The 23353-nt window shown below is 74.6% G+C and carries 19 protein-coding genes and 1 pseudogene; 3 read left to right on the top strand and 17 right to left on the bottom strand.

Going from position 1 to position 23353, the window contains the following annotated elements; genetic code table 11:
• Positions 1–213 precede the first annotated feature (213 nt).
• The 12 genes from ispG to ACGFZL_RS30165 all read right to left on the bottom strand — a co-directional run bounded on the left by ispG (position 214) and on the right by ACGFZL_RS30165 (position 12729).
• The gene (ispG, locus tag ACGFZL_RS30220) at positions 214–1368 is read right to left on the bottom strand and encodes a flavodoxin-dependent (E)-4-hydroxy-3-methylbut-2-enyl-diphosphate synthase (RefSeq protein ID WP_355176230.1); all 1155 of its coding nucleotides are present in this window, start codon (positions 1366–1368) and stop codon (positions 214–216) included.
• Positions 1369–1383: 15 nt separating this feature from the next.
• Positions 1384–3204, bottom strand: coding sequence for a 1-deoxy-D-xylulose-5-phosphate synthase (locus ACGFZL_RS30215; RefSeq protein ID WP_393696506.1), 1821 nt, complete (start codon positions 3202–3204; stop codon positions 1384–1386).
• Between the two features lie 88 nt (positions 3205–3292).
• Complete coding sequence (locus ACGFZL_RS30210) at positions 3293–4228, bottom strand: aromatic prenyltransferase (protein WP_393696504.1); 936 nt, start codon at positions 4226–4228, stop codon at positions 3293–3295.
• Entirely contained in the window at positions 4225–4674 is a 450-nt protein-coding gene (locus ACGFZL_RS30205) for a hypothetical protein (RefSeq protein WP_393696500.1), read from the bottom strand. Before ACGFZL_RS30205 ends, ACGFZL_RS30210 begins: the two co-directional genes overlap by 4 nt.
• A gap of 8 nt (positions 4675–4682) precedes the next feature.
• Positions 4683–5597 carry an aromatic prenyltransferase gene (locus tag ACGFZL_RS30200; protein WP_355176234.1) on the bottom strand — a complete coding sequence of 305 codons (915 nt, stop codon included), beginning with the start codon at positions 5595–5597 and terminating at the stop codon, positions 4683–4685.
• Positions 5598–5622: 25 nt separating this feature from the next.
• Positions 5623–6279 carry an undecaprenyl diphosphate synthase family protein gene (locus ACGFZL_RS30195; protein ID WP_393696498.1) on the bottom strand — a complete coding sequence of 219 codons (657 nt, stop codon included), beginning with the start codon at positions 6277–6279 and terminating at the stop codon, positions 5623–5625.
• Positions 6280–6336: 57 nt separating this feature from the next.
• Positions 6337–7404: a methyltransferase gene (locus ACGFZL_RS30190; protein ID WP_355176236.1), complete on the bottom strand. Its 1068-nt coding sequence runs from the start codon at positions 7402–7404 to the stop codon at positions 6337–6339.
• A gap of 43 nt (positions 7405–7447) precedes the next feature.
• On the bottom strand, positions 7448–9034 hold the full coding sequence (locus ACGFZL_RS30185) for a class I adenylate-forming enzyme family protein (protein ID WP_393696496.1): 1587 nt from the start codon (positions 9032–9034) through the stop codon (positions 7448–7450).
• Between the two features lie 20 nt (positions 9035–9054).
• Complete coding sequence (locus ACGFZL_RS30180) at positions 9055–10212, bottom strand: DegT/DnrJ/EryC1/StrS family aminotransferase (protein WP_393696494.1); 1158 nt, start codon at positions 10210–10212, stop codon at positions 9055–9057.
• 5 nt (positions 10213–10217) lie between these two features.
• Complete coding sequence (locus ACGFZL_RS30175; RefSeq protein WP_393696492.1) at positions 10218–10775, bottom strand: cupin domain-containing protein; 558 nt, start codon at positions 10773–10775, stop codon at positions 10218–10220.
• 41 nt (positions 10776–10816) lie between these two features.
• Entirely contained in the window at positions 10817–11884 is a 1068-nt protein-coding gene (locus tag ACGFZL_RS30170; protein ID WP_355176240.1) for a type III polyketide synthase, read from the bottom strand.
• 104 nt (positions 11885–11988) lie between these two features.
• On the bottom strand, positions 11989–12729 hold the full coding sequence (locus tag ACGFZL_RS30165) for a helix-turn-helix transcriptional regulator (RefSeq protein ID WP_393696490.1): 741 nt from the start codon (positions 12727–12729) through the stop codon (positions 11989–11991).
• 361 nt (positions 12730–13090) lie between these two features.
• Between ACGFZL_RS30165 and ACGFZL_RS30160 the strand changes: the two genes are divergently transcribed.
• The gene (locus ACGFZL_RS30160) at positions 13091–14395 is read left to right on the top strand and encodes a multidrug effflux MFS transporter (RefSeq protein WP_393696488.1); all 1305 of its coding nucleotides are present in this window, start codon (positions 13091–13093) and stop codon (positions 14393–14395) included.
• Between the two features lie 278 nt (positions 14396–14673).
• Here ACGFZL_RS30160 and ACGFZL_RS30155 read toward each other — a convergent pair.
• From ACGFZL_RS30155 to ACGFZL_RS30135, 5 genes and pseudogenes are all read right to left on the bottom strand, one after another.
• Positions 14674–14901 (bottom strand): annotated as a pseudogene (locus tag ACGFZL_RS30155) (DUF3099 domain-containing protein); the annotation flags it as partial.
• Positions 14902–15037: 136 nt separating this feature from the next.
• Positions 15038–16840, bottom strand: a complete 1803-nt coding sequence (locus ACGFZL_RS30150) for a cytochrome bc complex cytochrome b subunit (protein WP_393696486.1) — start codon at positions 16838–16840, stop codon at positions 15038–15040.
• A gap of 204 nt (positions 16841–17044) precedes the next feature.
• Entirely contained in the window at positions 17045–18514 is a 1470-nt protein-coding gene (locus ACGFZL_RS30145) for an NAD(P)/FAD-dependent oxidoreductase (RefSeq protein WP_393696484.1), read from the bottom strand.
• A 338-nt stretch (positions 18515–18852) separates the two neighbouring features.
• Positions 18853–20274: a 3-carboxy-cis,cis-muconate cycloisomerase gene (gene pcaB, locus ACGFZL_RS30140; RefSeq protein ID WP_393696482.1), complete on the bottom strand. Its 1422-nt coding sequence runs from the start codon at positions 20272–20274 to the stop codon at positions 18853–18855.
• Positions 20271–22253, bottom strand: coding sequence for an FAD/NAD(P)-binding protein (locus ACGFZL_RS30135; RefSeq protein WP_393696511.1), 1983 nt, complete (start codon positions 22251–22253; stop codon positions 20271–20273). Before ACGFZL_RS30135 ends, pcaB begins: the two co-directional genes overlap by 4 nt.
• Before the next feature lie 364 nt (positions 22254–22617).
• On the opposite strand from ACGFZL_RS30135, the gene ACGFZL_RS30130 reads away from it, so the two are divergent.
• Together ACGFZL_RS30130 and ACGFZL_RS30125 are read left to right on the top strand one after the other, a co-directional pair.
• Positions 22618–23163 (top strand): hypothetical protein, encoded by a 546-nt coding sequence (locus tag ACGFZL_RS30130; RefSeq protein WP_355176247.1) that lies wholly within the window; start codon positions 22618–22620, stop codon positions 23161–23163.
• Positions 23160–23342, top strand: coding sequence for a hypothetical protein (locus ACGFZL_RS30125; protein ID WP_355176248.1), 183 nt, complete (start codon positions 23160–23162; stop codon positions 23340–23342). Before ACGFZL_RS30130 ends, ACGFZL_RS30125 begins: the two co-directional genes overlap by 4 nt.
• Positions 23343–23353 lie beyond the last annotated feature (11 nt).

Here is a 23353-nt window from a genome sequence, read left to right as displayed (position 1 = left end):
GGGGGCGGGCGCGCGTTCTGACGTCGTCATGGCGGGTTCCTTAAAAAGGGGGGGTCTCGTCGCACGGGAAGGGGCCGTCCGCGGCCGGGCCCTTGAGGGCGTCCGTGGCCGCATGCGCTCCCGCGTGGCCCCCGGCTCGTGCCCAGTCAGGGGGCCACGCTAGGAATCAGGGCCGCCGGCTGTCCATCAACCGGCCGTGTTCTCCAGGGAAGTTCAAGCGGTCTTCGAATCGTCCTGGACGGCGAGCGGGTCGATGCCCATCTCCTCGGCCAGGCGCATCGCCTCCTCGATGAGGCTCTGGGCGATCTGCGACTCGGGGACGGTGCGCACGACCTCGCCGCGCACGAAGATCTGGCCCTTGCCGTTGCCGGAGGCCACGCCCAGGTCGGCTTCCCTCGCCTCGCCCGGCCCGTTGACGACGCAGCCCATGACCGCGACGCGCAGCGGGGCGGGAAAGCCCTCCAGGGCGGCGTTGACCTCCTCGGCCAGCTTGTACACGTCGACCTGGGCGCGTCCGCAGGAGGGGCAGGAGACGATCTCCAGGCCGCGTTCGCGCAGGCCGAGCGATTCGAGGATCTTGATGCCGACCTTGACCTCCTCGACCGGGTCGGCCGACAGCGAGACGCGCAGGGTGTCGCCGATGCCCTCGGCGAGCAGCGCCCCGAACGCCACGGCGGACTTCACGGTGCCCTGGAAGGCGGGGCCGGCCTCGGTGACGCCGAGGTGCAGGGGGTAGTCGCAGGCGGCGGCGAGCTGGCGGTAGGCCTCGATCATCACCACCGGGTCGTTGTGCTTGACGGAGATCTTCAGGTCGCCGAAGCCGTGCTCCTCGAACAGCGACGCCTCCCACAGCGCGGACTCGACCAGCGCCTCGGGGGTGGCCCGGCCGTGGCGGGCCAGCAGCCGCGGGTCCAGGGAGCCGGCGTTGACGCCGATGCGGATGGGGACGCCGGCGTCGCGGGCGGCGGCGGCGATGTCGCCGATCCGGTCGTCGAACTTCTTGATGTTGCCGGGGTTGACGCGCACCGCGGCGCAGCCGGCGTCGATGGCGGCGAAGACGTACTTGGGCTGGAAGTGGATGTCGGCGACGACGGGGATCTGCGCCTTGCGGGCGATCAGGGGCAGTGCGTCGGCGTCGTCCTGGGAGGGGACGGCGACGCGCACGATCTGGCAGCCGGCCGCGGTGAGCGCCGCGATCTGCTGGAGGGTGGCTTGGACGTCGGCGGTCACGGTGGTGGTCATCGACTGCACCGATACGGGGTGGTCGCCGCCGACGCCGACGGCGCCCACCTTCAGCGGGCGGGAGCGGCGCCGGGTGGCGACCGGCCGGTTCGGGACGTGCGGCAGGCCCAGGTCCACGTGCGGCACGGGGCTCGCCTCCTCTCAGGCGTGAAGGGGCAGGCGGGGCTCGCCCGCGCGGGTGGCGTCCAGGGCGCGGACGGTGTCGGCGAGGGTGCGGGCGAGGGCGGGGGCGCTCAGGCCGGCGGCGGCGAGGATCGCGTTGCGGTCGGCGTGGGCGAGGAAGGTCTGGGGGACGCCGAGGGTGGTGAGGGGGGTGGTGACGGCGGCGTCGCGCAGCAGCCGGGCAACCGCGTCGCCGACCGCGCCGACGCGCCCGTTGTCCTCGACGACGGCGACCAGGCGGTGGCGGCGGGCGGCGCCGGCCAGGGCGGGGTCCAGGGGCTTGGCCCAGCGCGGGTCGACGACGGTGACGGCCAGGCCCTGGGCGGCCAGCAGCCGGCCCGCCTCCACGCAGGCCGCGGCGAGGGAGCCGACGCCGACCAGCAGGACGTCGGCGGTGCCGGGGCGCGGGTGCTCTCCGGCCGGGCGGGAGAGGACGTCCATGGTGCCGATGCGGGCGACGGCCTCGAGGTCGGCGGCGGCCTCCCCCTTGGGGTAGCGCACGACGCTGGGCCCGTCGTCGATGTCGACGGCCTCGCGCAGCAGTTCGCGCAGCCGGGCGGCGTCGCGGGGGGCGGCGATGCGCAGGCCCGGCACGGGGTAGAGCATCGACAGGTCCCACATGCCGTTGTGGCTGGGTCCGTCGCTGCCGGTGACGCCGGCCCGGTCCAGGGCGAAGGTGACGGGCAGGCGGTGCAGGGCGACGTCCATGAGGACCTGGTCGAAGGCGCGGTTGAGGAAGGTGGCGTAGACGGCGACGACGGGGTGCACTCCGCCCAGGGCCAGGCCGGCGGCGCAGGTGACGGCGTGCTGTTCGGCGATGCCGACGTCGATGACGCGTTCGGGGTGGGTGCCGGCCAGGCCGGCCAGGCCGGTGGGGTGGGCCATGGCGGCGGTCAGGGCGACGACGTCGGGGCGTTCGGCGGCGATCTTCTCCAGTTCGTCGCCGAAGACGTCGGTCCAGGTGGTGCGGGGGGCGGCCTTCGCCGCGCCGGTGTGCGGGTCGAAGGCGCCGGGGCCGTGCAGGTGGTCCTCGGTGTGGTGCTCGGCGGGGGCGTAGCCGTGGCCCTTGCGGGTGAGGCAGTGCACGACGACGGGGCGGGCCAGGTCGCGGGCGGCTGCGAGGGCCGCTTCCAGGGCGGCGGTGTCGTGGCCGTCGACGGGGCCGAGGTAGGCCAGGCCGAGGTCCTCGAAGAGGGACCCGGCGGCGGGCTGGGGGGTGCGCAGGGCGGCCAGGTGGGTGGCGAGGCCGCCGACGGTGGGCGCGTAGGAGCGGCCGTTGTCGTTGAGGACGATGACCACCGGCCGGTCGGGGCCGGCGGCGAGGTTGTTCAGCGCCTCCCAGGCCATGCCGCCGGTGAGCGCGCCGTCGCCGACGACGGCGACGACGTGGCCCTGCTCGCCGCGCAGCTGCCGGGCGCGGGCCAGGCCGTCGGCGTAGGACAGGGCGGTGGAGGCGTGGGAGTTCTCGATGACGTCGTGCTCGGACTCGGCGCGGCAGGGGTATCCGGACAGTCCGCCGCTCTGGCGCAGCGCGGTGAACTTGCCGGCGCGGCCGGTGAGCAGTTTGTGGACGTAGGTCTGGTGGCCGGTGTCGAACAGCAGCCGGTCGCGGGGGGATTCGAAGACGCGGTGCAGGGCCAGGGTCAGTTCGACGACTCCGAGGTTGGGCCCGACATGCCCTCCGGTGCGGGAGACGGCGGCCACGAGGAACGCGCGGATCTCGGCCGCGAGGGCGGGCAGCCGCGACGCGGGGAGGCTGCGCACGTCGTGGGGGCATGTGATCTTCTCCAGAAGGCCCATGAACGGCTCCTCAGCGCAGGGTGAATCCGAAGGTGTGGGGGTCTTGGGGGGCGGGGCGCCCCCCCCCCGGCGGGGGCGGGGCGGGGTGTCAGCGGCCGGCGTCGGCCACGGTGGCGTGCATGTGGCTGGTCAGCCGCGGGCGCCACTGGTAGTAGGTCTGGATCTTGTAGTACTCGCCGCCGTCCTTCGGGGAGAGGGCGGCGTAGACGGCCTTGGGGGTGTCGTGGCCGTAGGGGACGGTGCTCAGGAACCGTTCGATCTCCGGTTCGGGGTGGGCGAGGACGGTGGTGGGGTCGACGGCGATCGCCGCGTAGCAGAACCGCTGGATGCGGGGCGAGTCCCAGGTGAGGGTGACGTAGAAGCCGAAGGCCCGTTCGGCGAAGTGCAGCAGCGCCTCGCTGGGTTCGGGCATGTCCATCTCGCGCAGCATCGCGCGGGCGGCGTCGCGCTGAAGGAGGGACTCCACCTCGCCGAAGTAGAGGTTCATGGTGCGCTGGGCGTAGTCGATGCCGATGAGGGTGACGTGCTTGTCCAGGCCGTAGCGGGCGAAGAAGGCGAGGTTGTCGGCGACGGCGCGCGGGGCGGAGGGCAGGTCGGCGATCTCGCTCAGGCGCTGCATGTCGTCGGTGGGAAAGCACGACCAGGTCTTCTGGAAGCCGCCGACGACGCCGAAGTCGATGCCGTAGCTGGCGACGGGGAAGCGGTCGGCGACCTCGGCGAGCAGCCGGGAGCTGGGGTGGTCGCTCTTTTCGGCCAGGCCCTTGGCGTGCAGCAGGGCGTAGGGGTCCCTGTCGCCCGGCAGCATCATCAGGTGCAGGTTGAGTTCGCCGGCGTGGCGCTGGTCGGTGGCGGAGCGAAAGAGGATGGCCGCCTGGGCGAGGTGGTCCTGGAAGGCGGTGACGATCGGCCGGGTGGTGGCGGGGTCGACGCGCACGTCCAGCAGGGCGGCGGTCTCCTCGATGGCCGCGTACAGCTTGTGCGCGGCGCGTTCGGGGGTGTCCGCGGCGGCGGGTGCGGCGCTCATGCGCTCTCCTTGGGGTCGAGGGGGTCGGGGGCGGCGTCGAGGTGGTGCTGGATGGCGGGGGCGAAGGTGTCGACGACGCGGTCCAGGGGCGCGGAGGCGACCGGTTCGATGGCCAGGACGTAGCGGGCCATGATCAGGCCCACGATCTGGGCGGCGGCCGCGCTCAGGTGCAGCCGGGGCGCGGGGACCAGGGTGCCCACCCGCTCCAGGTACAGGGCGGTGAAGTGGGCCCGCAGGCGGGCGGCGCCGTCCTCGGTGCCGGCGGCGCCGATCCGGGCCAGCAGTTCGGGTCGGGCGGCCGGGTTCTCCCAGGCCGTCAGCGTCATCCGCACCAGGCGTGCGGCGAGCCCGGCGGGCGGGCCCTGGGCGGCGGCGGCGAACAGGGCGTCGGCCTGGGCGGCCAGGTCGGGGCGGGCGGTGGCGGGCGGGGGTGGGGTCTGGGACACGGGGGCGCCTACCGCTCGGTGTGGGGGGCGGTGGTGAGCAGTTGCCGCTGCAGGGCGGAGAGCTGGTAGTAGGAGCACATCTCCAGGTACTCCTCGCCGGGCACCCATTTGACGGCGAACAGGTTGACCTGTTCGCCGTCGTAGCGGCGCGGGGCGCGGCGGGCGAACGCCTCCAGGTGTGCTCCGGTGCGCCCGGGCAGGGCGGCGGGGTCGAGGCCGCGCACGGGGGGCGGGGCGAAGGCGATGCGCAGGATGTCGGGGCTGTCCCAGCCCAGGGTGATGTTGCCGCGCAGCGAGGTGTGGGCGAACTGGAGGACCTCGCGGCGGGCCTCGGGCATGCCGGCCTCGCGCAGCAGGGAGCCCAGGGTGTCGGGCGTGAGCTGTCCGCCGGGGCCGAAGTGGAAGTACAGGCTCATGGTGCGGTGGCGGTAGTCGACGCCGATCATGGCGATCTGGTCCAGGCCGTGGCGGGCGAAGAGGTCGGCGTTGGCGGCGACGGCGTCGGGCACGCTGTCCAGGGCGGTGAGGTCGGAGACTTTCTGCAGGTGCTGGGGGAAGTGCGCGTACAGCTTCTTGAAGCCGCCGACGATGCCGGCGTCGACGAAGTACTCGGCCACCGGCCAGTGGTCGCGGACCTCGGCGAGCAGGGAGGCGACGGGGTGGTCGGTGGGGGCGGTCAGGTGGTGGGCGAGGGCGTGCGGGTAGGGGTCGGTGACGGTGGCGGGGACGGTGAAGCTGTAGTCGAGTTCGCCGACGTGCCCGGTGCCGGCCTGCACCCCGAACACGATCATGGCGTGGGGCAGGTCGTCGCCGAAGGCCTGAAGGACGGGCAGGACGTTAGCGCGGTCGCAGACCGTGCCGGCCAGGCGCGCCGACTCCTCGAGGGCCGCGCAGACCCGGTCTATCTCGGTGCTCTTGGACATGGGGTCCTCACGTTCGGGTGGGTCGTCAGGCCGTGGGGTAGCCGCCGAAGCGCCGCTCGCGTCCGCGCAGGTCGTCCAGGGCGGCGGTGAAGTCCTCGCGGGTGATGTCGGGGAACAGCACGGGTGAGAAGTGCAGTTCGGCGTAGGGGGAGAGCAGCGGGAAGAAGGAGGACATGCGGGTCGCGCCGCCGGTGCGGATGAGGTAGTCGACCTGGGTGGGCACGTAGGCGTGCTCGGCGAGGATCTCCTCGGTCAGGGCGGGGATCGTGCCGTTGAGGCGGTTGAAGATGCCGATCACCTCGCGGGTGAGGGACATGCCCAGGATGTAGTGGAGGGTGAATCCGGCGTCCTTGTTCGACTTGTCGCGCAGGGTCTCGAGTTCGCCGCGGTAGTGGTCGTCGACGAGGTCGAGGGAGCCGGAGAAGTCGAAGGAGAGGGTGTCGTGGACGCGGCGCACCAGGTCGGTGAAGGCTTCCAGGAAGGTGGTGACGGCCGCTTCGGGACGGCTGTGGTTGGCGGCGGAGGAGGCGGTCACGTAGAGGGTGGTGACGCCCTCCTGCTTGGCCCAGGTGAACAGGTCGATCAGTTTCTCGGCCATCGCGTCGTAGCCGTCGTCCAGGGAGACGCCGTTCTTCTTGGACCAGCGGCGCATGCCGTCGGGCAGCAGCATCAGGGTGGTCATCGTCTGCTCCTTTGCGGGTGGGGGGGTGCCGTCGCGGGCGGGGGTGTGCGGGGGGGGTCAGCCGGTCTTGGTGGCGCTGAGCAGGGCCTGGACGGGGATGACGTCGGGGGGGATGTCGGCGGGGTCGCGCACCAGGGCCTGGGTGACCTTGAATCCGGCCTGCTCCAGCAGGCTCTGGTAGACCGACAGCTTCTGGGGGCCGCCCTGGCCCATGGCGGCGCCGAGGAAGAAGGCGGGGAAGAAGTCGACGTTGTAGTTCTCGGCGTCGGCGATGTCCTCGGGGTAGACCGGTACCAGGACGTGGATCTGGCCGCCGGGCTCGAGTGCGTCGGCGACGTGGGTGAGGATCGTGAGGACCTCGTCCTTGTCGAACATGTCGAGGAAGTGCTTGACGAAGGCGACGTCGAAGCCGCCGGGCAGGGTGTCGAAGACGTTGCCGCCGACGAAGGACAGGTGGTCCTCAAGGCCGGCGGCGCGGAAGTTGGCCTCGGCCTCGGCGCGCTTGTCGGGCAGGTCGAAGGTGGTCACCGTCAGGCCGGCCGTGGGGTGGTGGCGCCAGGTGTGCAGGGCGCCCTGGCCGGTGTTGCCGGCCACGTCCAGGACCCGGGAGCCGGGAGGGATGTCGACGTGGGCGAAGAACCAGGGGTCGATGGTGGCGCTGACGGTGTTCATCGGCTCGAGCCAGGCGTCGTGCAGGTCCTGGTGGCCGGTGGCGGCGTCGTAGAGGGTGCCGTCCACGCCGTAGAGCTCCTTGAGGCCGACGACGGTGGCGGTGCGGGTGGACTCGGTGAGGTGGAAGAGCTGGCGCAGCGCGGTCACCTTGACCAGGTGCATGACGCCGCGGGCGCGGGCGAGGTCGGCGTCGGCGACGTCGCCGAGGGTGCCCAGCCGGTAGCCGCCGTCCTCGTCCTGGGTGAGGAAGCCTTCCTTGACGGGGAGGAACAGCAGCTGTTCCACGGCGTCGGGCCGGGCGCCGGTCGCCCGGGCGAGGTCGGCGGCGCCGAGCCCGGGCCGCTCGCGCAGCAGGTCGACGACGCCCAGCTCGAACACGGTCAGCAGGGTCATGAACCGGGTGGGTCCGACGATGTACTCGCGCAGGCGCCGAAGGGTGGCGTGGGACGTCATGGCGGTGATCCTTTTCGGTGGGGGCCGTTGCCGTGCGGGCCGATCACGTCCGGGGTTGGGGGGGCTGCTCGAAGCGGCGGGCCAGTGCCAGGCGCTGCACCTTCAAGGTCGCCGTCCGGGGCAGTTCGGCCTGCGGGATCTGCACGGGGTCGGCGAGCTGCGGGAACTCGGCCGCGGCCCGGCGCCAGCGCGCCGGGTCCAGCGGCTGGTCGTCGAGCGTGCAGATCACCGGGACGGCGCCGGAGTCGGGGCCCTTGACGACGACGAGTTCGCTCAGCTCGGGCAGCCGGCCCAGGACCACGTCCTCGATCTCCAGGGAGCTCTTGACGCCGGGGATCATGTCGATCTCGCGGTCGAGCAGGTGCAGGCAGCCCAGGCGGGTGCGGTAGCCGACGTCGCCGGTCCCCCACCACTGGCCGTCGCGGTTGGCGTCGTAGCGGTCCTGCTCGCCGTGGTAGGTCTTGGCGATGCCGGGCCAGGCGACCTCGATGCGGCCGGGGTTGTCCTCGCCGGGGGTGCGGCCGTCGCGGCTGACGACCCGGATGCGGGCGGCGCCGTGCGGCATGGGCCAGCCCACGCAGCGGCCGTTGGCCTTGTGCGCGCTGGAGCGGAAGTAGGCGCGGCCCACGGCGGGGCCGACCTCGCTCTGCCCGTAGATCTGGAAGAACAGCGCGCCGCGCCGGTCGGAGGCGCCCAGCAGGCGGCTCATGGTGGCGGGGTGGATGGCGTCGAAGGTGGAGCTGAAGACCTTGACGGAGGAGAACGGGCCGCGCGGGTCGTCGGCCAGGTGCTCCCATTCCATCAGGGAGTTGGGCAGCGCCTCCAGCAGGACCGGGCGGTGCTCGAGGAGCTGTTCGGCGACGGCGGCCGGGTCGCTCTCGCGCAGCAGCAGCACCGGGTACTGGCGCAGCAGGGCCAGGGACATCGCCGCGACCATCCGCGAGTGCACGAAGGGGACGTGGATGGCGACGGGTTCGCTGCCGCGCAGGGCGCGCAGCAGCCGCCACTGCGGGATCAGGCGCACGCCCTGGGTGCGGGCGGTGTGCACGACGAGTTTGGGGATGCCGGTGGTGCCGGAGGTGTGGGTGATGACGGCGGCGGCGTCCAGGTCGCGCACGACCGGCCGCACCCGCGGCGAGCCGGCCAGGCCGGCCAGGGAGATCGCTCCGGGCCGGTCGAAGGCGGAGGTGATCACCCGCCGGGTCCGGTCGGCGAGCGCGGCGGCGTCGAGGGTGTCGAGTTTGGGGCCGTCGGTGAGCAGGGTCGGCTGCTGGAGGCGTTCGAGGAGGACGGCGACGGTCTCGGCGTCCAGGGCCGGGGAGAGGTTGACGACGACGGCGCCGATGCGGGAGACCGCGGCGGCGAGCATCCAGTGGTCGGCGTTGGCCGTCTTGTAGAGGGCGACGTGCTCCTCGGGGCGTACCCCGGCCGCCCACAGGCGGGCGGCGAGGTCGTCGACGTGGTCGGCGTACTGGGCGACGGTCAGCCGGCGGCCCGCCTCGGGCAGGGCGTCCAGGTCGTGGTCGAGGGTGATGGGGGTGCGCGGGTTGACGGCGGCGGCCATCTCGGGGAGCAGGCCGATGTGCAGGCCGCGCTTTTGGATCGATCGGTAGGCGGTGGAGCCCTTCATGGGGCGCTCTCCTTGGCTGTTCAGGCCGCGCGGCCCAGCGGCCGGGCGTGGGCGGTGACGGCGGTGCGCACGGCGCGGGCGACCCGTTCGACCTGGTCCTCGCTGAGTTCGGCGTGCATGGGGATGCCGAGGTTGCGGCGGAAGAGGTCGGCGGAGACCGGGCAGACCTGCTGAGCGTCGAAGGCCGGCTGGAGGTGGCTGGCCCAGGTGCCGTGCAGGCAGCCGATGCCCTGGGCGCGCAGGTCGGTGGCGACGGCGCCGCGGTCCACGCGCGCATCCAGGGTCACCAGGTAGGACTGCCAGGCGTGGGTGCGGTCGGCGGGCACGTGCGGCACGGTGAGCAGTTCCTCGTCGGCGAAGAGCTCCGCGTAGCGGGCGGCGACCGCGTTGCGCCGCTCCATGAGTTCCTCGACCCGGGTGAGCTGCACCTGGAGGATGGCGGCGGCGATGTCGGACAGTTTGAAGTTGTAGCCGATCTCGGTGAACTCGGGGACGGGCAGGCCGATGACCTGGCCCATGTCGTAGATGGAGCCGATGCCGAAGGAGGACAGCTGGCGGGCCTTCGCGCCCAGCGCCGGGTCGGCGGTGATCAGGGCGCCGCCCTCGCCGCTGGTGGCGCCCTTGCGGCCGTGGAAGGACAGGCAGGCCACCTCGGCCAGCGAGCCGGCCTCGCGGCCCCGGTAGGTGGCGCCGACCCCGCAGGCCGCGTCCTCGACGAGGAACAGGCCGTGCCGGTCGGCGATCGCCTGCAGTTCGGCGTAGTCGGCGGGCAGTCCGAGGACGTCCACGGCGATGATGCCGACCGTGCGCTCGGTGACCAGGGCGGCCACGGCGGCGGGGTCGACGGTGCCGGTGTCGGCGCGCACGTCGGCGAAGACGGGGCGCGCGCCGACGTAGCGCACCGCGTGGGCGGGCGCGGGGAAGGTGTAGTCGGCGACGATGACCTCGTCGCCGGGCCCCACCTCGAACCCGAGCATGGCCAGGTGCAGGGCGGCGCCGCAGTTGCTGACGGCGACCGCGTCGCCGGCGCCGTAGCGCTCCTTGAGGCCGGCTTCGAGGGCCTTGCCGCGCGGGCCCTGCCCGGCCGGCCAGCCGGAGGCGAACACCTCGGCGACGGCGGCCAGTTCGCGCTCGCCCAGGCTCGCGCAGACCAGGGGGATGCTGTCGGTGGTGGTCATGTCTCTCACGCCTCGTGCTCGCGGGCCGGGCCGTCGCCGGCCGGGGTGGGTGGGTCGTAGCGCAGCGGGGTGAGCTGGCTGACGTCGTAGCGCCGGCGCATGTCCTCGACGGCCGCGTGGTCGACGGGGCCGCCGGCCGACCAGATCTTCGCGATCTCCTCGAAGTAGTGCTCGTGCACGGGTGAGGGCAGGCACTGGAAGAGCATGCGGGCCGGTCTGCGCGAGGCGTTGCGGAAGGCGTGCGGAGTGCCGGGGGGCACGAACATCGAGGCGCCCTCGGTGGCCCGCACGACCCGGTCGCCGTCCGCGGAGCGCCAGCGGTGCCAGTCGGCGGCGGTGCGCTCCTCGGGCTCGAAGGCCAGCAGTTCCAGCTCGCCGTCCAGGATGTAGAAGAACTCCTGGGCCTCGCCGTGGACATGGGCGCCGACGTCGAAGCCGGGCGGCACGACCACCTCGAAGATGGAGACGGACGAGCCGTGCGCCTCGGTGGCCTTGAAGGTGACTTCCTGCGCCTTGGTGGTGAGTTTGCGGCCCTGGCCGGGCGGCAGAATGAGGCCGGTCATGCGGATGGGTTCCCTTTTCTGACGGTGGGTGCGGCCCGTGGTCAGCCCAGCTCGCCGGTGGCGCCCTCGGACCAGCGGCCCAGGGCCATCTCGGCGGTGATGCCGGGGCCGAAGCCGGCGATGAGGCCGGTCGCGTCCGGGGCGGGGGTGTCCTCCTCGAACAGGCGGCGGGCGGCCTCCAGGACGACGGCGCTGGCGATGTTCCCGTACTCGGTGAGCGTGGCCCAGCTGTGCCGGAAGACGTCGCGGTCGACCTCCAGGAACTTGGCGAGGTCGTCGAGGATGCGCGGGCCGCCGGCGTGCACGATGTAGAAGTCGAGGCGGCCGGCGTCCCAGCTGTGGTCCTTGGCGAACTCCCGCAGCACCGGGGCGAGCGGCTCCATGGTGCCGGGCACGCGGCGGTCGAGCTGGAAGTGGAAGCCGGTGTCCTTGACCGCGTAGGAGATCCACTCCTCGGTGTCGGGGATGAGGTAGGAGGAGTTGCGCTCCAGCTCGATGCCGACGCCGCCGATGCCGCGGACCACGGCGGCGGCGACCGCGTCGCCGAACAGGCCGTCGGACAGCAGCGAGCCGATGTCGTCGGCCTCGGGCTGGTAGCACAGCGAGCACAGTTCGCAGGCGACGATCAGGACGTTGCTGCCGGGGTGGGCCACGCAGAAGTCGTGGGCGCGGTTGACGGCCGCGCCGCCGCCGGCGCAGCCCAGCTGGGCGATGGGTATCTGGCGGGTGTCGGGGCGCAGCCCCATCCGGTTGATCAGCCACGCGGTGAGCGAGGGCATCAGGAACCCGGTGCACGAGACGTAGATGATCGCGTCGATGTCGCGGGCGGCGACGTCGGCGTTGCGCAGCGCCTCCTCGATGACCGGCGGGGTGAGCCGCTTGGACTCCGCCTCGTAGATGCGGTTGCGCTCGGTGAGGCCGGGGTGCTTCAGGGTCTGCTCGACGGGCTGGACGATGTGCCGCTTCTGCACCCCGGTGTTCTTGATCAGCCGTAGCGCCAGCGGCAGTTGCGGCTTGCCGGCGTGGACGCGCGAGGCGAAGTCCAGGGTCTGGTCCAGTGTGATGACGTGTTCGGGCGCCTGCACCGCGGGCTTGCATAGCCTTGGCATGTCTGGGCTCTGCTTTCTCTCGGGTTGGCCGTCGAAATGCGGGGGAAGCTGCGCGCCGCGCGGGGTGCGCGCGGCGGGGAGGGGCGGGTGCGGGCCGGGGGGGCTCACGCGGCGAGCGGGTGCGGGCCGGGGCCCGCGAGGGCGGACAGGACCGGGGGGCGGGTCCAGTCCGGGGCGCAGAGCGTGAGGTCGACGCGGTGCGCCGCGCCGCCGCGCACCTCGAGCGGGCCGGCGGTGGCCAGCAGCGTGGCCGTGTCGCGGCCCCTGGCCCGCACGGCGGGGTGGGCCAGCGCGTGCAGGTACCAGGTGCCTTCGGGCACCCGGGGCAGGTGGAAGCGGCCCGAGCGGCCGGCGTCGGCGAGGCAGACCGGGGCGCCCTGGACGAGCGGGCCGGCGAACGCGCCCACGCACACCGGGGGGCCGGCGCCGTCGCCCGGGTGCAGCACGCCGCCGACCGCGCCGCAGCGCGCCGGGCGGGCGGCGCCGCCCGCCGGCGCGGGCACCGCGGTACGGGGGGTACGGGGGGTGCGGGACAGGGCCCGGTACCCGGTCGGTGACAGGGCGACGGCCTCGGTGAAGCGGCGGGTGAAGCTGCCGGCGCTGCTGTAGCCGACCCGCACCGCGATGTCGGCGACGGTCAGCGGCGTGGTGCGCAGCAGCCGCTTGGCCTCCTGGAGCCGTACGGCGTTCAGGAAGCGCCCCGGGGTGACGCCGGTGACCCGGGTGAACTGGCGCAGGAAGTGGTACTTGCTGACCATCGCGGTGCGCGCGAGGTCGTCCAGGCTCAGTGCCTCGCCGTAGCGTTCGTGGATCGTGGTGACGGCGTGCTGCACCAGGTGTTCCATGAGGGGGCGCTCCTGACGGCGGTCGTGGGGACCGGTGGCCGGTTCGCAACCGCCCAGCACCTGAGCGGCCATCAGAGGTGATGTGCCGTCAGAGGCTTCTGCCGGTGGGCGAGTCGGCGGTCGGTGCGGCGCGGGGCGCGCGCTCGCCGGGGGCCGTTCGCGGGCAGGGTGGGCGTGCCGAAATAGTGACACGGGCCCTGTGCGCCGCCAAGGCGCCTTCCGGGGCGCTCCAGACAGACTGCAGCGGGGCGCTAGGGGCCCGCCGGGGTGGGCCGTGCGCCACAGTCATTGTCCGCCGTTTCTCGAGCGCCCTGCTGCCAGCATCGGGCGGTAGCCATGTCACGACCGACGCGGAGGGCGCATGTCTCACCATGCCGAGGAGGCCGTCGCAGCCGACGGCGAACGGTCCCGCAGCCAGCCGGGCACGACGGCCCGGCCAGAGGGGGCGGCGCGGCGCAGGACCGGTCTGTTCGTGGCCGTGCTGCTGGGGGCGCTGGCGGCGGTGCCGCCGCTGTCGATGGACATGTACCTCCCGGCGCTGCCGCAGGTGGCCGGCGGGCTCGACGCGAACGCCACGCTCGTGCAGCTGACCTTGACGGCCTGTCTGACCGGCATGGCCCTCGGCCAGCTGGTGGTCGGCCCGATGAGCGACCGGTGGGGCCGGCGCGGGCCGCTGCTCGTGGGCCTGGCCGTGTACGTGGCCGCCTGCGTGGCCTGCGCGTTCGCGCCCGGCGCCGAGGTGCTCGTTGCCTGCCGGCTGCTGCAGGGCCTGGCCGGCTCGGCCGGTGTCGTCATCGCCCGCGCCGTCGTGCGCGACCTGTACGACGGCCTCGCGATGGCCCGGTTCTTCTCCACCCTGCTGCTGATCTCCAGCATCGCCCCGATCGTCGCGCCCGTCATCGGCGCCCAGGTGCTGCGGCTGACCACCTGGCGGGGCATCTTCCTGATCCTCGCCGCGATCGGCGCCGCGCTGGGCGTGCTGGTGTGGCGCGCGCTGCCCGAGACGCTGCCGGCCCGGCGGCGCCAGAGCGGCGGGGTGCGCCAGGCCCTGTGGATCATGCGGGGGCTCTTCGCCGACCGGGTCTTCGCCGGCTACCTGATGGTCAACGGCTTCGCCTACGGCGCGCTGTTCTCCTACATCGCCGCCTCGCCGTTCGTCGTCCAGGAGGTCTACGGGGCCTCCCCGCAGACGTTCTCGCTGCTGTTCGGCCTCAACTCCTTCGGCCTGATGCTCACCGGGCAGCTCAACGGCAAGGTCCTGGTGGGCCGGGTCGCGCTGGAGAAGGTCCTCGGCTGCGGCCTGGCGCTGCTGGCCGTGGCCGGGGCGGCGCTGCTGGCGGTGACCCTGGGCGGCGTCGGCGGCGCGGGCACGGTGCCGCTGGCGGCCGGGCTCTTTGTGATGATCTCCGCGCTCGGGCTGATCCTGCCCAACACCAGCGCGCTGGCCCTGATGCGCACCCCGCACGCCGCCGGTTCGGCGTCCGCGCTGATCGGCACGTCCTGCTTCCTGGTGGGGGCGATCGCCTCGTCGGCGGTCGCGCTGGCCGGCAAGGACACGGCGGTGCCGATGGCCCTGGTGCAGTGCGCCAGCGCGCTGGCCGCCGTCGTCGCGTTCGTGACGGTGTGCCGGCCCGGGCGGCGGGCGGCGGGCGCGCCGCGGGGGTGAGGGCGGAGGGGGGGGGGGGGGGGGGGGGGGCGGGGGGGCGGCGGGGGGGGGGGGGGGGGGGGGGGGGGGGCGGGGGGGGGGGGGCGGCGGGGCGCCCCCGCCCCCCCCCCGCCCCCCCCCCCGGCCGCGCGCGCCCCCCCCCCCCCCCCCCCCCCCCCCCGCTCCGGGGGCAGGACGGCCGTCGGTTCGAGCACGACACGCACCGCCGGCTCGGCCGCGGGCACGGGCGCGGCCGGCGCGCTGCGCGGGCCGCGCTGCTGGCGCCAGCTGGCCTGCGCCGCGACCACGGCCACGTACGGGATCACGACCCCGCCGACGAGGGCGGCGACGGCGACGGCCGGCCAGCGGTGCCAGGTCAGGGCCATCAGCACCACGCACGCGGTGCGCACCAGCATGGCCACGACGTACCGGCGCTGGCGGCCGCGCACGTCCTGGCTCAGACCGGCGCGGGCCCCGGTGATGGACACGGCGGGGCCCGCACCGCTCTGCCACGGCCTGGGGTTCATCGGACCTCCGTGACGTGGGGCGTCGTGGCGGGCGGCGCGTGCAGAGTGTCTACGGCGACGGCGACGGCGGCGGTGGCGACGGTGGTGGTGGTGGCACGGGCGGGCCGTCGCCGCCCGCCCGTGCCGTGCGCCCCGGTCAGTGCCGGTGGCCCGGCTCCCGCTCGCCGGGGCTGTCGGTGCGCTGGGAGGCGATCCGGCCACCCGCGGCGGCGTGCCCGTCGGAGCCGGCGTGCCCGTTCGATCCGGCGTGGCCGTTGGAGCCGGCGTGGCCGTTGGATCCGGCGTGGCCGCCTGTCAGGGCGTGCCCGTCCGGGGCCTCGGCGTGCTCCAGGACGTGGCGCAGTTCCTGCGCGGTCGGCTTGGCGATCTGGTTGCCGTACAGCCAGTGGCTGAGCTTGTGGCGCAGCTGCTGGGTGCGGGCGTCGGGGTTGGCCACGCCGTCGGCCTCCGGGGCGGGCGCGGGCGCCACCGCGCGGATGTCGCGGGCCAGCAGGGTGTAGCGCTGGTACTCGTCCAGCGGGGCGTGCACCTCGACGAACTCGCCGTGCGGCAGCCGCTTGATGCGTCCGGTCTCCCGGCCGTGCAGGAGCTTGTCGCGGTCGCGGCGCTGCAGGCCCAGGCAGACGCGGCGGGTGATGACGTAGGCCAGCGCCGGCACGAGGAAGATGCCGATCCGCACCGACCAGGTGATCTGGTTGAGCGAGAGGTGGAAGCGCTCGGCCAGGACGTCGTTGGCGCCGCCGAAGAACAGCACCAGGTACAGCGAGACGAAGGCGACGGCGAACGCGGTGCGGGTGGGGTGGTCGCGCGGGTGGTCCAGGAGGTGGTGCTCGTCGCGGTCGCCGGAGACCCACGCCTCCAGGAAGGGCCACAGGGCGATCACCGCCATCATCAGGGTCGGCACGATGACGGCCGGCACCAGGACGCCCATGTTGACGGTGTAGCCGCCCGGCAGGACGAACTCCCAGGCGGGCATGGCCCGCAGGGCGCCTTCGAGGAAGCCCATGTACCAGTCGGGCTGGGAGCCCTGGGAGATCTGGTCGGCGCGGTAGGGGCCGTAGGTCCACACCGGGTTGATCTGGGCGAGGCCCGCGAGCAGCGCGAGGATGCCGAAGACGAGGAAGAAGAACCCGCCGGCCTTGGCCGTGTACTGCGGCATCAGCGGCTGCCCGACGACGTTCTTCTCGGTGCGGCCCGGGCCGCGGAACTGGGTGTGCTTGTGGTAGAAGACCAGGATCAGGTGGACGGTGACCAGGGCCAGGATGATGCCGGGGAGCAGCAGGATGTGGATGCTGTAGAACCGGGGGATCACCTCGTGCCCGGGGAACTCGCCGCCGAACAGGAACATGGTCAGGTAGGTGCCGACCACCGGGACGGCCATCGTGACGCCCTCGGCGATGCGCAGGCCGGTGCCGGAGAGCAGGTCGTCGGGGAGCGAGTAGCCGACGAAGCCCTCCAGGGTGACGATGACCAGCAGGACGAAGCCGATCAGCCAGTTCACCTCGCGCGGCTTGCGGAACGAGCCGGTCAGGAAGTGCCGCAGGGTGTGCACGCACAGCGCGCCGATCATGATCAGCGCCGACCAGTGGTGCAGCTGCCGGATGAGCAGGCCGCCGCGGATGTCGAAGGAGATGTGCAGGGTGGAGGCGTACGCCTGGGACATGCGGATGCCCTGCAGCGGCGTGTGCGAGCCCTGGTAGACGGTCTCCGACATGCTCGGGTCGAAGAACATGGTGAGCCAGATGCCGGTGAGGATCAGCACGATGAAGCTGTAGAGCGCGATCTCGCCGAACATGAACGACCAGTGGTCGGGGAACACCTTCCGGATCAGGAAGCGGAAGTGGTAGATCCCCAGCCGCCCGTCCGCCCAGTCGGCGAGGCGTTCGCCCCGCGCCGGCCGGCTGCGGCTGTCGTGCGGCGCTTCCTCGGTCGTGCTCATCCCGCGCGCCCTCCCCTTCGCCGCTCGGCCGTCACAGGCACACCGTTGACGGGCCGGTGAGCGGCCGTCGGGTGGGGGGCCTGCCGCGGCGCGAAGCGGGCCGATGCCCTGATCACTTGAAGACGCTAGCCCTGCTCAGCGAAGCCGAACAACCGCACTCAAGTGAAACTCGAGTCTCTACTCCAGTGACTCTTGAGCGCGTTGTCAACTACCCCGGATGGAACGGGTGTTGGCGGCCTGCCGGGGCGTGGGCGGGCCCGGGGCGGGGGTGCGTGCCGGGGCGGCGGGGCGGGGCCGGGCGTCCCGGGCGCCGTGGGTGGCGCTCGGCGGCGCGCCCGGGCCCGCGCCGGGTGCGCCGTGCAGTGCGGCCAGCAGGGTGCGCGGGCCCAGCGCGCCGGGCGGCTCGAGGCCGTCGGCCCGGCGCAGCAGCCAGGCCGCCGCGTGCCGGTCGGTGCGGGCGGCGGCGGCGAGCCGCTGGGCGTAGCGGGCGCGCGGTCCTCGTCCGGGGGGCCGGGTGTGGGCGCGCCAGGCGGGGGCCAGTTGGTGGGCCAGGGCGCGGCGCAGGCGGTAGCCGATGCCGGTGGGCGTGCCGTGGGCGTGCAGGAGGTGTTCCAGGACGAGGGCGCTGTGCACGGCGAGCGTCATGCCGTGTCCGTGCGCGGGGTCGAGGGCGACGAAGGCGTCGCCCAGGACGAGGAACCCCTCGGGCCAGCGGCGCAGTTGCTCGTAGTGGCGCCAGCGGCTCTCGCCGTGCGCGGTGTAGAGGGGGCCGAGCGGGGTGGCGGGGGCGATGAGCCGGTGCAGCAGCGGGTCGCGCAGTGCGGCGGCGGCGGCCAGGAGTTCGCGGTGGCCGGCCGGCGGCGGCTGGCCGGCGCCGGTGGTGAGCGTCACCGCCCAGCGGCCCCCCTCGACGGGGGTGAGCAGGGCGCTGCGCCGGTCGCCGGGCGCGGGGGTGATCTGCAGGCCGGTGAAGTCGCCGACGTGGCCGAGGGGCGGCGCGTACAGCGTGCTCACCTGGCGGGTGCCGGTGCTTGCCACGCTCTGCCGGGGGGTCTGGTAGCCGAGTTCGGTGAGCCATCGGGGTGCGCGGGAGGCGCGGCCGGAGGCGTCCACGACGAACTGTGCGCTCAGCAGGCGGCGGGCGCCCGGGGCGTCGGGGGCGGCGCGTTCGCGGCGGCGCACCCATACGCCGGTGACGCTGTCGTGGGGGCCGCCGTGGAGGCCGACGGCCTCGTGGCGGGTCAGGAACGTCACGCGGGGGTCGCCGCGCAGCCGGTCGCGTATGACGGTGTCCAGCAGGTCGCGGCCGGCGCTGTAGGCCAGCAGGCCGCTGTCGTGGCGGGGCAGCCAGCCGGCCGGGCCGAGCAGCAGCATGTCCCGGGGCAGGCGCAGGCGGAGCGCTCCCGCGCGCTCCAGGTCCTCGCCGATGCCGGGGAAGAGGCGTTCCAGGCCGCGGTGGGCGTCGTCGACCAGGCGGTGGGGGTGGCGGGCCTGGGGCACGCCGGGGCGGCGGCCAGGTCCGCGGGGCAGCCAGTCGCGTTCGACGACGGTGACGTGGTCCATGAAGCCGGCCAGGGCGCGGGCCGCGGTGAGTCCGGCGAGGCTGGAGCCGATCACCACCGCGTGCCCGTGGCCGCCGGGCGCGGAGCGGGCGCCGCGTGCGTCTGGGGTCAACTTGGCCGCCCCTTACGTGTGTTGGGGTTGCATCATGCGCCGTGCGGCGGGCCGGGGGGCCGTCCTGGGTGCCGCTTCGAGCCGGACTCGAGGCCGCTTCGAGGAGGATTCGAGCCGCCCGGCCCGCCCCGGGGGGGGCTCGGGGGGCGACGAGCCGGAGGGGCGGGCCGGGCGGGTACGGGGGCCGGAAGCGCCCGGGGGCCCCGGGGGGGGTTCCGGGGGGGGCGGTTCCGGGGGGGGGCGGGTCCGGGGGGACGGGTCCGGGGGGGGCGGGTCCGGGGGGGCGGGTCCGGGGGGCGGGTCCGGGGGGCGGGGCGGGTTGTAGGAGTGGGGGCGGGTCAGGGGGGTGGGGCGGGTCGCAGGGGTGGGGGCCGGTGGCGCAGGGCGCGGTCGACGAGGGCGGCGGCGGCGCCGGTGCAGCCGGCCGGGTCGAGCAGGGCGGTGGTCTCCTCGGCGCCGAGCACGCCCTGAAGGCGCGGCTCGTCGGCGAGGACGTCGGCGAGGGGCCGGCCGGTGCGGGTGGCCGTGGCGGACGCCGCGGTGAGCAGGTCCTTGGCGGCGGCCTTGCCCAGGCGGGGGGCGAGGTGGGCGGCGAGGCGCTCGGTGGCGAGCTGCCCGCCGGTGGCGGCGAGGTTGGCGTCCATCCGGTCGGGGGCCACGGTGAGCCCCCGCGCCAGTTCGACGGCGGTGTGCGCGGCGCCGCCGGTCAGCCGCAGCGCCTCGCGCAGCGGCTGCCACTCGGCGTGCCAGCCGCCGGCGGAGCGCTCGTCCTCGGTGGGCAGGGCGGCGAGCAGGACGGCGGCGAGCGCGGGGACCTGCAGGGCGGCCGAGCGGATCAGGGTGGCGAGCACGGGGTTGCGCTTGTGCGGCATCGCCGAGGACGCGCCCCGGCCGGCCGGGGCGGGTTCGGCGACCTCGCCGATCTCGGTGCGGGCCAGGACCAGGACGTCCGCGGCGATCTTGCCGAGGGCGCCGGTGGTGTGGGCGAGGGCGGCGGCGAGGTCGGCGAGCGGGGTGCGCAGCGCGTGCCAGGGCAGGACGGGCACGGCCAGTCCCGTCTCGTCGGCGAAGGCGGCGGCCAGGTCGTCCAGGACGGCCGCGGGGTCCGCGCCGGGGCCGGCGTGGTGGAGGTAGCCGGCCAGGGTGCCGGCGGCGCCGCCCAGGGAGATGGGCAGTTCGACGCGTTCGAGGCGGGCGGCGGCGTCGAGGACGAGCAGCCGCCAGCCGGCCGCCTTGAGCCCGAACGTGGTGGGCACCGCGTGCAGGGCGAGGGTGCGGCCGGCCATCACGGTGTCGCGGTGCTCGGCGGCCAGGGCGGCCAGGGCGTCGGCGACGCGGTGGAGGTCGGCGGTGATCAGGGCGCGGGCGCGGCGGGCCACCAGCATCGCCGCGGTGTCGAGGACGTCCTGGCTGGTGGAGCCGCGGTGCACGTACTCGGCGGCCTGCGGCGCGTGTGCGGCGACCCGGGCGGTGAGCGCGGCGACCAGGGCGACGACCGGGTTCGCGGTCTCCCGGGCCGCCAGTGCCAGGTGGCGGGCGTCGAAGTGCTCGGCGCGGGCGGCGGCGGTGACGGCCGCCGCGGCGGCGGCGGGCACCGTGCCGCAGCGGGCCTGGGCGCGGGCGAGCGCCGCCTCCGCGTCGAGCATCGCCTGCAGCCAGGCGCCGTCGCCGACGGCGCGCTCCACGGCGGTGCCCGCCCGCACCGGGGAGAGCAGTCCGACGTCGTCGGGGGACGTGTCGCGGGCGTCGGGTGTGCTCATGCGCCCGCCTCGGCGCCCACGCTGCCCGCCGGATGGTGGCGGGGGGCGGTGTCCGGTGCGGGCACGGCAAGGACGGCCGCCGCGATGGCGTCGGAGTCCTCCAGGGTGAGCGAGCCGACGCCGGGGCGGATGCCGGCGGCGGTGACCCAGTGCACGGACTCGGTGGGCACCCCGTAGGCGAAGCGGCGCGGATGGGCGGTGCCCGCGGCGTCCAGCAGGCGGTAGGGCCGCCGGGTCACGGCGAGGCCGCCGGTCTCGTAGTGGGTGCCGTCCTGGCCGGGGATGCGGTGGGGGCGGCAGCCGCCGGCGGCCAGCAGGGCGCGCAGCAGCGGGTCGGCGGTGCGGCGCAGGTCGCTCTCGGGCAGCCGGGCCTCGATGAGGACGCGGGCGCGCACCGTGACGTCCGGTATCTCGCTGGACGTCGCCACGAAGCGGGCGCCGCCCGCCTCGCCGTCGTCGGGGCGGGCGGTGACGCGCATGCCGGGGCCGGTCACCTCCAGGACGCCCGCGTCGATGAGGGCGGCCATCTCCTCGATGCGGGAGGCGGGCGGGCCGATGGACAGGTAGGCGTTGAGCGGGGTGTACCAGCCGTCGAGGTGGTCGCGGTGGGAGGCGGCGCTCAGCCCGGCGTGGTCGACGGCCAGGCGCAGTTCGTTGCGCAGGTCGCGCAGGACGTCCAGGGCGGCCTTGAAGGGGCCGGAGACGTTGCCCTGGCGGGCCAGGCGCACGTCGTTGTCCAGGTGCGGGCGCAGCCAGGCGTGGAAGGCGGCCCGGCCGGTGAAGCCGCGCTCGCCGTAGGGGCGGGCGACGCGCGCCCAGTCCCAGCGCTCGCCGGCGGGGATGCCGGCCGCGTCCAGCAGGGCGCTCTCGGCGGGGCCGGGTTCGGCCGCCAGGTAGCTCTCGTGGAACTCCTCGACGGTGCGGGGCGCCTGGCCGCGGGCGGTGAGCAGGGCGGTGTAGTAGACGCCGCACACCTCCTTGGACACCAGCGGCCACAGGTCGGCCGCGAAGTCGATGCCCCCGCCGCCGGGGTGGCGCTCGCGCAGCCGCGCGATGTAGCCGGGGGTGAGCAGGCGGGGGTGGTGGCGGCCGTGGGCGCCCTTCTCGTTCTCGCCGCGCGCCTGGTAGGGCACGCCGCGCCGGGAGCCGGCGTACAGGCGCGGTTCGCGCCCGGAGGGGCGGTAGACGAGCCGGCCAGCGGTGCGGGTGAAGACGCCGCCGCGGCCGTAGGTGAACAGGGCGAGGTAGTCGAAGAAGTTGAGCCCGAGCCCGCGCAGCAGGACCGCTTCGCCGGGCCGGATGCCGGTGAGGTCCACGTCGGCGGGGTTCGCGGGGGGCAGGTAGACGAGCGCCTCGCGCGCGGCGAAGTCGGCCAGCTCGCTCTCCTGCGCGGACAGCTGGGCGGGTACGTGGCCCTGGGCGAGGACGACCGCGGCCAGGCCGGTCAGCCGGGTGCCGTCCTCCAGGACGAGGGTCTGCGCCCCGCCCGGGGCGGTGCCGTCCTGGACGGCGGCGGCCCGCAGCGGGTGGGTGCGCACCGTGAGGTGGGCGGGGGCGTGCCGCACGACCCGCCGGAAGGCCCAGGTCAGGTAGGAGCCGTACAGGGCGCGGGTGGGGTAGGTGTCGGGGCCCAGGTCGCGGGCCTCGGCGCGGACCTCGTCGCCGTAGCCCTCCTCGGGCGGGTCCTCCAGCGTGCCGGAGTCGACCGCCTTGGCCCACGCGTACAGGCTCGGTCCCTCCTCCAGCGGTCCCTCGATGCGGACACTGGCGTCGGTGTAGACCGTGACCTGCGAGGACACGGTGTTCATGAGCAGATGACGGGACTGCGTGACGCGCCAGACCCGTCCCGCGCCCGGCGGGTCGGGGTCGACGACGTGCACGGTGACGGTGTCCCAGCGCGGCGACTTCCTCTCCTGTGCGCACAGCCGTTCCAGTACCGACAGCCCGCGGGGGCCCGCTCCGACGACGGCGACCTCCAGATGGGCCGCCGCACCGCCCGGGGCGGGGGCTTTCGCGGTGAGTCGGGCGCGTCCTTGCCGTTGGCCTGCATGCCTGCCGTCCACAGCGCCTCCTTCCTCGGGACACCGTCGGGGCAGGCACTCAAGAGAATGCCGGACGGCGGTGGAAAGCGGCTCAAGGCGCCGGCCGCCGGGCGGCCCGCGGCCCGGCGCGCTCACGGCTGTATCGAGACTCAAGAAGTCGTCGTTACGTTCTCCAGCAGTCGCATCCCCGGTATTTCCCATGACAGCAGTCGCTGGAGATCCAATGAAGGTTCACGCATGTCCCAGAAATCATGCCGAGGAGATACCGACCGCCGCTGGATCCGCTCTGTGCGTGCCGTGCATGAAGCAGCTCGAACGTCATCTGTCGATGATTCCGGGACTGCACCGGGAGAGTCTGCACCATGTGGCGGCGATACCGCGCAGGAGCAACCCGACGAAGATCTCGGGCAGTCGCGGCCGGGACCCTTTGGACATCGCCGTGCTGGACGTGCGGCGCGACATCCGCCTCGTCCTTCAGTCGTGGGCCGAGCTGGTCGCGGAGAAGCGCCGCACCGCGCCGCCCGGCCGCGGCGTGGCCGAGCTGACCCGGTTCCTGACGGCGCATCTGGCGTGGCTCACCGCGCAGCCGCCGGCCGCCGACTTCGCCGACGAGGTCGCGGGCGCCGCCGCCGGACTGCACCGGGCCATCGACCACGAGAGCACCGCCGCGCCGGCGCCGGCCAGGAACTGTGTCGTGGACGGCTGTCCGGGGACGATCGCGGCGGCCGTGCCGGGCGGCGGCCCGGGCGGCGCGCTGTCCTGCTCGGCGGGGCACTCCTGGGAGGTGGGCGAGTGGCTGGCGCTGCGCCCGCTCGTGCAGCGCCGGCGGGAGAGGGCCGGCGCATGAGGCGGCCCCCGCGCCACCGGCTGGTGCCCACCAGCGTGGCCGCGCTGGCCGCGGGCGTCAGCGAGGCGACCATCCGCAAGTGGGTGAGCCGCGGGAAGATCACCCGCTACGGCAGCCCGGGCCGCTCGGAGTTCGACATCGAGGAACTCGCCGCCCTCGCTCTTCGGCGCGGGCGCTGAGACCGCCGCAC

Source organism: Streptomyces sp. NPDC048182, assembly GCF_043202555.1.
In the GTDB taxonomy this organism is placed as follows: Bacteria; Actinomycetota; Actinomycetes; order Streptomycetales; family Streptomycetaceae; genus Streptomyces.
Note: the sequence above shows the minus strand (reverse complement) of the source record. Positions and strands in the feature narration are given on the sequence as shown.

Excerpts from the sequence above, each read along its gene's own strand:
- ACGFZL_RS30215 (WP_393696506.1), bottom strand. The coding sequence starts at position 3,204 with ATGGGCCTTCTGGAGAAGATCACATGCCCCCACGACGTGCGCAGCCTC.
- ACGFZL_RS30210 (WP_393696504.1), bottom strand. The coding sequence starts at position 4,228 with ATGAGCGCCGCACCCGCCGCCGCGGACACCCCCGAACGCGCCGCGCAC.
- ACGFZL_RS30200 (WP_355176234.1), bottom strand. The coding sequence starts at position 5,597 with ATGTCCAAGAGCACCGAGATAGACCGGGTCTGCGCGGCCCTCGAGGAG.
- ACGFZL_RS30195 (WP_393696498.1), bottom strand. The coding sequence starts at position 6,279 with ATGACCACCCTGATGCTGCTGCCCGACGGCATGCGCCGCTGGTCCAAG.
- ACGFZL_RS30190 (WP_355176236.1), bottom strand. The coding sequence starts at position 7,404 with ATGACGTCCCACGCCACCCTTCGGCGCCTGCGCGAGTACATCGTCGGA.
- ACGFZL_RS30185 (WP_393696496.1), bottom strand. The coding sequence starts at position 9,034 with ATGAAGGGCTCCACCGCCTACCGATCGATCCAAAAGCGCGGCCTGCAC.
- ACGFZL_RS30180 (WP_393696494.1), bottom strand. The coding sequence starts at position 10,212 with ATGACCACCACCGACAGCATCCCCCTGGTCTGCGCGAGCCTGGGCGAG.
- ACGFZL_RS30175 (WP_393696492.1), bottom strand. The coding sequence starts at position 10,775 with ATGACCGGCCTCATTCTGCCGCCCGGCCAGGGCCGCAAACTCACCACC.
- ACGFZL_RS30170 (WP_355176240.1), bottom strand. The coding sequence starts at position 11,884 with ATGCCAAGGCTATGCAAGCCCGCGGTGCAGGCGCCCGAACACGTCATC.
- ACGFZL_RS30165 (WP_393696490.1), bottom strand. The coding sequence starts at position 12,729 with ATGGAACACCTGGTGCAGCACGCCGTCACCACGATCCACGAACGCTAC.
- ACGFZL_RS30160 (WP_393696488.1), top strand. The coding sequence starts at position 13,091 with ATGTCTCACCATGCCGAGGAGGCCGTCGCAGCCGACGGCGAACGGTCC.
- ACGFZL_RS30150 (WP_393696486.1), bottom strand. The coding sequence starts at position 16,840 with ATGAGCACGACCGAGGAAGCGCCGCACGACAGCCGCAGCCGGCCGGCG.
- pcaB (WP_393696482.1), bottom strand. The coding sequence starts at position 20,274 with ATGAGCACACCCGACGCCCGCGACACGTCCCCCGACGACGTCGGACTG.
- ACGFZL_RS30130 (WP_355176247.1), top strand. The coding sequence starts at position 22,618 with ATGAAGCAGCTCGAACGTCATCTGTCGATGATTCCGGGACTGCACCGG.
- ACGFZL_RS30125 (WP_355176248.1), top strand. The coding sequence starts at position 23,160 with ATGAGGCGGCCCCCGCGCCACCGGCTGGTGCCCACCAGCGTGGCCGCG.